The 8,643-nt window shown below is 38.1% G+C and carries 5 protein-coding genes; 3 read left to right on the top strand and 2 right to left on the bottom strand.

Going from position 1 to position 8,643, the window contains the following annotated elements; genetic code table 11:
- Nucleotides 1-5 precede the first annotated feature (5 nt).
- Complete coding sequence (locus tag ACOVQ4_RS21380; protein ID WP_421822630.1) at nt 6-2,279, bottom strand: NADP-dependent malic enzyme; 2,274 nt, start codon at nt 2,277-2,279, stop codon at nt 6-8.
- A 1,164-nt stretch (nt 2,280-3,443) separates the two neighbouring features.
- Between ACOVQ4_RS21380 and ACOVQ4_RS21385 the strand changes: the two genes are divergently transcribed.
- The 3 genes from ACOVQ4_RS21385 (at nt 3,444) to ACOVQ4_RS21395 (ending at nt 7,161) form a co-directional block, all read left to right on the top strand.
- Nucleotides 3,444-4,463, top strand: a complete 1,020-nt coding sequence (locus tag ACOVQ4_RS21385) for a glycosyltransferase family 2 protein (RefSeq protein WP_421822631.1) — start codon at nt 3,444-3,446, stop codon at nt 4,461-4,463.
- A gap of 108 nt (nt 4,464-4,571) precedes the next feature.
- Nucleotides 4,572-5,156, top strand: coding sequence for a 7-carboxy-7-deazaguanine synthase QueE (locus ACOVQ4_RS21390; RefSeq protein WP_421822634.1), 585 nt, complete (start codon nt 4,572-4,574; stop codon nt 5,154-5,156).
- Nucleotides 5,157-5,235: 79 nt separating this feature from the next.
- Nucleotides 5,236-7,161 carry an OmpA family protein gene (locus ACOVQ4_RS21395; RefSeq protein ID WP_421822632.1) on the top strand — a complete coding sequence of 642 codons (1,926 nt, stop codon included), beginning with the start codon at nt 5,236-5,238 and terminating at the stop codon, nt 7,159-7,161.
- Nucleotides 7,162-7,417: 256 nt separating this feature from the next.
- Here ACOVQ4_RS21395 and ACOVQ4_RS21400 read toward each other — a convergent pair whose 3' ends face one another.
- Nucleotides 7,418-8,152, bottom strand: a complete 735-nt coding sequence (locus tag ACOVQ4_RS21400) for a carboxypeptidase-like regulatory domain-containing protein (protein ID WP_421822633.1) — start codon at nt 8,150-8,152, stop codon at nt 7,418-7,420.
- Between the last annotated feature and the right edge of the window lie 491 nt (nt 8,153-8,643).

Here is an 8,643-nt window from a genome sequence, read left to right on the forward strand (position 1 = left end):
AAGGCCTATTTATTTTGAGCTTCAACGACTGCAATGGCTACCATGTTTACAATTTCACGCACAGAAGAACCAAGCTGAAGTACATGGACTGGTTTGCGTAAGCCTAGCAAAATCGGTCCTATATATTCGATATCACCTGTTTCTTTTAGAAGGTTGTAAGAAATATTCGCAGCCGAGAGGTTAGGGAAAATTAGTACATTGGCTCCTTCTTCGGCTAACTTTGAGAAAGGATAATTTTCACGAACCAAATCAGTATCAAATGCCATGTGTGCTTGCATTTCTCCTTCTACAATCATATCAGGATGCTTTCTTTGTAAAATAGCAGTGGCTTCACGCATTTTTACTGCATCTTCTCCGTCGGCAGTCCCAAAGTTAGAATAGGTCAACATGGCAATTCTTGGGCGAATGTTGAACTGTTCTACAGCCTTGGCTGTCAATTCTGTAATTTCTACGATTTCTTCAACACTAGGATTGAAATTAACAGTGGTATCTGAGAAAAATAATGGCCCTTTTTTCGTCAACAAGATATACATTCCTGATACTTTCTTCACACCCTCGTCACGACCGATTACTTGTAGCGCTGGGCGAATGGCATTGGGGTAGTTACGAGTAAGACCCGAGATAACGCAATCGGCATCACCTGTTTCAACCATCATAGCGGCAAAGTAATTACGCACTTGCATTTGTTTGTGTGCCTCGTATTGGTTATATCCACGTCGTTTGCGTTTTTCGAAGAAAATATCGCCATAACGCTTCAATTGGTCTGCATGCTGTGCATCACGAGTATCAATGATTTTTACATCGCCCAATTCCAAATTATGCTCTTCTAAAATACGTTGGATTTTTTGTTCGTTACCCAGCAAAATAGGAATACAAATGCCCTCATCCTTAGCTTGTTGAACAGCCTTCAAAACCTTCAAGTTTTCGGCATCTGCAAATACAACACGTTTTGGCGTTCGTTTAGCACGATTGATGATGTAGCGCATCAATTGGTTATCTAATCCAAGTCGTTTTGCCAATTCTTGTTCATAGGCTTCCCAATTGGAGATAGGGCTCTGAGCTATACCCGATTCCATAGCAGCTTTGGCTACAGCAATAGAAACCGTAGTAATCAAACGAGGGTCTACTGGTTTTGGAATAATATAGTTACGACCAAAAGAAAGGTTTTTCTCGTTGTAAGCTAAGTTTACGATATCAGGTACGGGCTTCTTTGCCAATTCGGCAAGTGCTTTAGCAGCCGCCATTTTCATATTTTCGTCAATCTCCGTAGCGCGAACATCAAGTGCTCCTCTAAAGATATAAGGAAAGCCGAGGACGTTATTTACTTGGTTTGGATAATCCGAGCGACCTGTGGCCATGATAATATCTGGACGCGCAGCAACCGCATCTTCATACGATATTTCTGGGGTAGGATTGGCCATTGCAAAAACAATTGCGTCATTGGCCATCGAACGAATCATCTCTTGCGAAACAATATTGCCAACAGATAAGCCCAAAAATACATCAGCCCCTTGCATTGCCTCGGCTAATGTTTGGATTCCTTCTTTGCTAGTAGCAAACGGCGCAACGTATTTGTTCAAATCGGTACGGCGGTTATGGATTAAGCCATCCTTATCAAACATCAATATATTTTCGACTTTGGCTCCTAGCAATAAGTACAACTTTGCACAAGATAAGGCCGCGGCACCCGCACCCGAAATTACAAACTTACATTCCTCGATTTTCTTATTTACTAATTCCAAGGCATTAATCAACGCAGCTCCCGAGATAATGGCAGTACCGTGCTGATCATCATGCATAATCGGAATTTTTAGGTCTTTTCTTAGCCTTTCTTCAATCTCAAAACATTCTGGAGATTTAATATCTTCTAAGTTAACTCCACCAAAAGTTGGCTCTAATACTTTTACGGTACGAATCAACTCTTCTGGGTCTTGTGTGTTCAATTCGATATCAAATACATCGATATCTGCAAAAATTTTGAATAGTAAGCCTTTTCCTTCCATTACAGGTTTGCTGGCTTCGGGGCCAATATTTCCTAAGCCAAGTACGGCTGTACCATTCGAAATCACAGCAACTAAGTTTCCTTTTGCTGTATACTTGTAAACATTTTCTACGTTGTTGGCAATTTCGATGCAGGGTTCTGCAACACCTGGCGAATAAGCCAGTGAAAGGTCTCGTTGTGTTTCAGTTTCTTTGGTAGGTACAACGGCAATTTTTCCTGGCCTGCCTTTGGAGTGATAATCCAAGGCATCTTGCTTGCGAATAGATTTTTGTTTCATGTTGATTGGATGACAATCCCGTGAAGATTATCTTAAGTTAAAAAGTGCTCGATATTCAACGTATCGAACGCGCGGCATTGCGCTTGTGATTCTTACGCTGAAGCCAGTTTATTAGTTTTAGATGAATAAATGAGTGGCGAAATTAGCGCATTGTTTTTGAAAAGTCTATAGGATATATACTTACTGACCAAATCACCTAGGACGCTAATTTTACATGTTTTGGAGGATTTTTTACTTTTTTCAGAATAATTACATTCAGTTAAATGTACAAACAAAAGATTATTACAAAACTTCGATAAAAAACGATAACAAGTCAATCGTAGAATTAAGAAAAGTTTTTTTTAAAAAAGTCCAATATTACAGGATTTTAACAAAAAATAACCATAAAATTGGTATACATCATACAAATATCTACACAGCGAATAAAGAGTATAATCACTTAGCAGGTGTAAAATATCAGCATAAAGTATTGTATCGCCATTTTCTCATTGGTATTGCCAAGGGCTAATTGTAAAATCATCATGATATAATCGGAAGTTATCCGTAAATTTGTAATGATAACTTGGCAATGCAAAAAGGTATTTCTGTCTGTTTCAATTTGCTAAACAATTGTTTCAGAAAAACTAAGCGCTAATCCAATGTTATTCCCACTAATTACTCACAAGTAATGCTGCAAAATTAGATTTAAGTTTGTTGTAGGATACAGGCACAAGGCACTAGGCAAAGAGTGTTATTTTTTTTAGTAACGATAGATATATTTTTGCCAAACGCCCAAAGCTGAAAGCCGTAAGATAAAGAAAAAAAGAATTTTTTATGAAATTCTAAAGACTTTTTGCCTATAGCCTAAAGTTTAAGATTGTGCTTAGGGCTTTCAGGTATCAGCTTTCGGCGGTGTGCTATGGGAAAAATACATGTCCGTAGTCGTTAAAAATATTTTAACACTCTTTGCCTTATGCCCGTTGTCTTGTCCCTAAAACACAAAACTTAAATATAATTCTGCACGATTACTTAAGTAGGAAGATATTATTAGTTAATAGTATGTTGGTTGATTTAATATTTTCATAATCAAAAGGTTATGTTTTGGTTGTTTCTCTGATATATTATTGATTTTTTCTTTCCTATGACTTGTAAAACGCTAATTGAATTTTAGTTTACCTTTAAAAAATGAATGCACCCACCATTTCGATAGCACTTTGTACTTATAATGGTAGTAAGTATATCAAAACACAACTAGAAAGTATAATTAACCAAACCCTCAAGCCGAGCGAAATAATAATTTGTGATGATAATTCAACCGACGATACATTAAGTATCATTCAATCGATTGAGACCTCTATCCCTGTGCGCATTTACGCAAATAAACCAGCCTTGCGTACGGTCAAAAATTTTGAGAGAGCCGTGTCACTTTGTACAGGCGACTTGATTATGTTCTCGGACCAAGATGATTTTTGGGTGCCTACCAAGCTAGAAATTATGAGTAGGTACATGCAGGAGCATCCAAATACCAATGTCCTTTTTTCGAATGCCTTATTAGTGGACGAAAACTTGAATTCTCTCCATAAAAAAATGTGGGAGACGGTCAATCTGAATGAACACGAATTGCAGCGATGGCGAAATGGATATTCTACCGAAATACTCATGGCTGGAAGTAGAGTGACAGGATGTACGATGTGTTTTAGAAGAACCATTGTGCCTGAGATTATCCCTTTCCCAACACAAATTGATAACGATTTTATCCACGATGGTTGGATAGCCATGTATGCATCAATTACTAATTCTATAGATTTTATAAATGAAGATTTGATATGGTATCGCCAGCACCCTGCGCAGCAGGTAGGAGCCAAAGATAGCGAGTTTGTCCAGCAGGAAAGAGTCACCCTCAAAAGTCGTTTTACACGACCAAAAACTCAGAAAATTGAACCATTCTTAGCTAAATCTATCTTTTATAAAAAGATTATCGACTATATTCTTGAAAATACTTCTTACAAAATTGAAGATTTAGGTCCATTAACCAGAGCTTTCGAACATTACAATTTACGAACGAAATTGCCATTTATGCCTCGAATAAAGCGATTTGTGCCTGCTATTGTCAATTATGCTAAAGGTAATTATCACAAATATTGTCATGTTGGTTCTAGTCAATTGGGGATTCTTCAAGCAATGATTGGCGATATAGTAGAATAACAAGTGTGGTAGTTCGACCCTATTACAATAAAAACTAAAAATAAACTACTGAGATTATAAAATATGACAACTATAGAAGAAACTATAAAAACAACCTCACTGCCTGTAATGGAAGCTTTTTATACGCTACAGGGAGAAGGGTTTTACCAAGGTAAAGCAGCTTATTTTATCCGCTTGGGGGGCTGCGATGTAGGTTGCCATTGGTGCGATGTCAAAGAATCATGGGATGTGAATGCACATCCGAAGTTGACTATTGATCAAATTGTGGAAGAGGCCGCCAAACACCCTGGTAAATTGGCAGTGATTACGGGTGGAGAGCCCCTGATGCATCAGCTCGATGAGCTTACAGATGCTTTGCACCAAGCAGGTATCCAAACCAATATCGAAACATCGGGTGTTTGTGAGGTAGTAACAGGGCATTGGGACTGGATTTGTTTTTCTCCCAAAAAATTCAAAGCACCCAACCCCGACATATATGATAAAGCTCATGAACTAAAGGTTGTTATTTATCATCCTAGCGACTTTGAGTGGGCCGAAGGGTACGCCGCAAAGATGTCGCCCGACTGCATGCTATTTCTTCAACCTGAATGGAGCAAGTCAGAAACAATTCTTCCTTTGATTATTGAGTACATAAAAGACAATCCAAAGTGGAGAATTTCGTTACAAGTTCATAAATTTATGAACATTCCGTAAGGCATAAAACCAAAGCCTGTTGGATGCATTATCTGACAGGCTTTTTGATTTTTGTCTTATCCTATTTTGTAAAAAGACTATGCATACTTTTAGATTTTGGGCACTCTTATGTTGCTTTTTATGCTTCAAACTGAGCGAAGTGGTTGCTCAGCAAAATTTGTCTACAACTAACAAAAAGGCGATAAACGCTTATCAGGATGGTCTTCAAGCTTTGCAAGAAAGAAAAATAGACGAAGCTTTCCAGCAATTTGAAGAAGCCATCGAACGAGACCACCTTTTTGCAGAAGCGTATTATCAGCTTGGTCGTTTGTACGAGCAAAACCGCCAATTCGGAAATGCTATTCTGAATTATGAGAAAAGTTATAATGTTAAGCCTGAGGCTAGTACATCTAGTAATGCCTTGCAGTTTTTGGGTGCCTTGTATATGCGAAAAGGTGATTATACCAAGGCCAAAGCCTATTTGGAATTGTTGTTACCTCGTATTCCTCCAGCCAATAATTTAACGATTCAAAAAATCAAGCGAAGCATTACCAATGCAGAGTTTGCCATAAAAGCGGTAGAACAACCTTTGGATATCAAGCCCAATTTCTTACCGAATAGTGTTAATGCTTTTGACACACAGTACTTCCCAACTTTAACTGCCGACCGTGAAACCCTAATCTTTACAGCCCAAAATCACAGTAATCGAGACGAAAACCTTTATGTTGCTCAATGGAAAGATAATCAATGGCAGCAGGCAAAAGGTATTTCCGAGCAAATTAATACTTCTCAAAATGAGGGGACTGCCAGTATTTCGGCTGATGGTCGTACCTTGGTATTTACCTCTTGCGGTGGTCGCAATAGTATCGGAAGCTGCGATTTGTTTATTAGCTATCGTGAAGGCAATGACTGGACCAAACCCGTCAATATGGGGCAGGCTATCAATTCGGGAGAATGGGATTCTCAGCCCTCTCTGTCTGCTGATGGACGTACGCTCTATTTTGTTTCCGACCGCCGAGGAAGCATCGGAAAAAGAGATATTTGGGTAAGTACGCAGGATTCGACTGGTCAGTGGAAAAAAGCACAAAATTTAGGTAAAAATATCAACACCGCCGAAGACGACCTATCTCCCTTTATTCATGCCAATGGACAAACTCTTTTTTTTAGTTCTGAAGGTCTGGCTGGAATGGGAGGCCTCGATTTATTTATGTCACAAAAACAAGGAAATGATTGGTCTGTACCGCAAAATTTAGGTTATCCTATCAATACTCAGGACGACCAAGTGGCATTATTTATCACAGCAGATGGACAAAAAGGCTACTATTCGCTAGAGCAGGATACGGGGGAAAGATATAAAAAGGCTAAACTCGTTGAAATTACTCTACCTGGCTCGCTACAAGCCAAAATTCAGCCTACTACCTTTTTGAAAGGTATTGTAACGGATGCTCAAACTAAGCAAAAACTTTCGGCAGAGTTGGAACTAGTTGCTCTTAATTCCTCACAGCAAGTGGGCAAGTTTGTGTCCGATGCTCAAACGGGTCAATATATTTCGGTACTCAATACTTCAGGGGAATATGCTTTGTTTGTCAATAAAAAAGGATATTTTTTTAAAAGCCTTCACTTTGATTTTAAACAAAACCAAGCCTTGGATAAAACTTTGGATATTAGTCTCGAGCCTATTCAAAAAGATGCGAAAGAGATTTTGAATAATATCTTTTTTGCATCTGGGAAATGGGACTTAGAGCCTCAATCTGCGATTGAACTGGATAAGTTATGCCTACTTCTGAAAAATAATCCTAGTCTAACCGTTGAAATATCAGGTCATACCGATGATATTGGCAAGGATGCTGATAACTTAGTATTATCTCAAAAAAGAGCTAAAGAAGTCATGACTTATCTTGTCAACAAAGGCATTCCAATGAGTAAAATCAAAGCAGTGGGATATGGTAAAACCCAACCTGTTGTGCCCAACTCTTCGGATGAAAACCGAAAACTAAATAGAAGAATCGAGGTGAAGTTTTTGTAAGAAGGGCTTACACTTGTAAAAAAACAGAGGGTGTTCCAATTCTAAACAGCCCCTAAAGCCAAGTCATAGCTAATGATGGGTTATCAAAAAAGGCGCTCGAAAAACTAATTTCGAACGCCTTTTTTGGTACTATATCCTAAATGCAATACTTCGTATCTGTACGGCTCGCCTACAATTGCTATAATAATCACTCAGGCAATAGTCAGCAATCTCCAATTTTGGAATAACTTCTGAGCAACAGCCAACTGCCTTAAAATTACTGTCCACCACCACCAGACTTGATTTCTTTCAAGATTTTCTGACGACTTACACCTTCGCTAGGAGCATCTTCATAGGCCTTTTTGTAGTCATCTTTTTTCAAATCACCTCTTTTGATTGACTGAATAAACTGTGCCCATGCAAAAGGATTGGTCAAAGACATCAGTGGGCTAGTAAAAAAATTACGATTGGCCATTCCATAAATCATTTGGTCTGAGAAATTTCTAAAGTTACCTGCTCCACTCAAACCTGCTTTTAATGCCAAAACGTTCAATTTGGACTGTTCTAGGTTTTTAGCAAGAGCTTTTCTGCCTGCTTGATTATCTAATTGCATTTCTAAAAATGCTTTTTTGAAATCTTCTTCGGTGCTATATGGATATACCCTTACCTCTGCCAACATTCGTGTTTCTTCGGCCATTCTCACAAAGGCTTGATGCGTTTGTTCTACCTCGCGCGGGATTACATAATAACGCTTTTTATACCCAACATAAGTAAATTGGATTGTATCGCCTGGATATACATACAAAGCAAAATTCCCCAGGTTATCAGTCAAGGTACCTCTACCAGAATTTGGGTTAAATACGTATGCGCTTGGCAAAAATTCGGAACTACGGTCGGCCACAACCCTTCCCGAAAAAATAACACTCTTGTCCTGCCCCTGAGCAAAAGTCTTAACAGAAAATGCCGTTAAGAAGAGTATTAATATGGTAATATATCGAAATGCTAATCGCATGGTATAATATTTAATTTGAAATTTCAACGGATTGAATACGCAAACTTATATAATTTAAAGGATTAGACCTTGTAGAACTGTATTGGTTTAACAGTTTTTAACTTTTGTTCAATATCTTCGGTCTATTTATAACACTAAAATACAGAATAAACTCTCAATAGTAAAGTGCCTTTTTCAGTTCTAAGTTCAATCTAATCTTCATAACATTCAATCTTTTACTGCTAGGCTTCTTTTTGGGCTGTAACCCGTAGGCATTGGGCCAATCGCCTGTGAAATTTCTTCATAAAACTTATATTCAGTCGGCTTATAGCCGATTGCCAATAAACTTAAATTGGGCCTGCATATTTAAGTTGGTATAATTTTCGAGAAAAAGCTATTTAAGTAGTAGGGAAGATGAAATTAATAGTAAATCTGAGGTAAAATTTGACTATGGCCTTTTGATTATGAAAATCTTCAAATAACCAATATCTGATTACTGGACAAAATTGAAG

The organism is Flectobacillus sp. (assembly GCF_049240685.1).
Lineage (GTDB): Bacteria > Bacteroidota > Bacteroidia > Cytophagales > Spirosomataceae > Flectobacillus.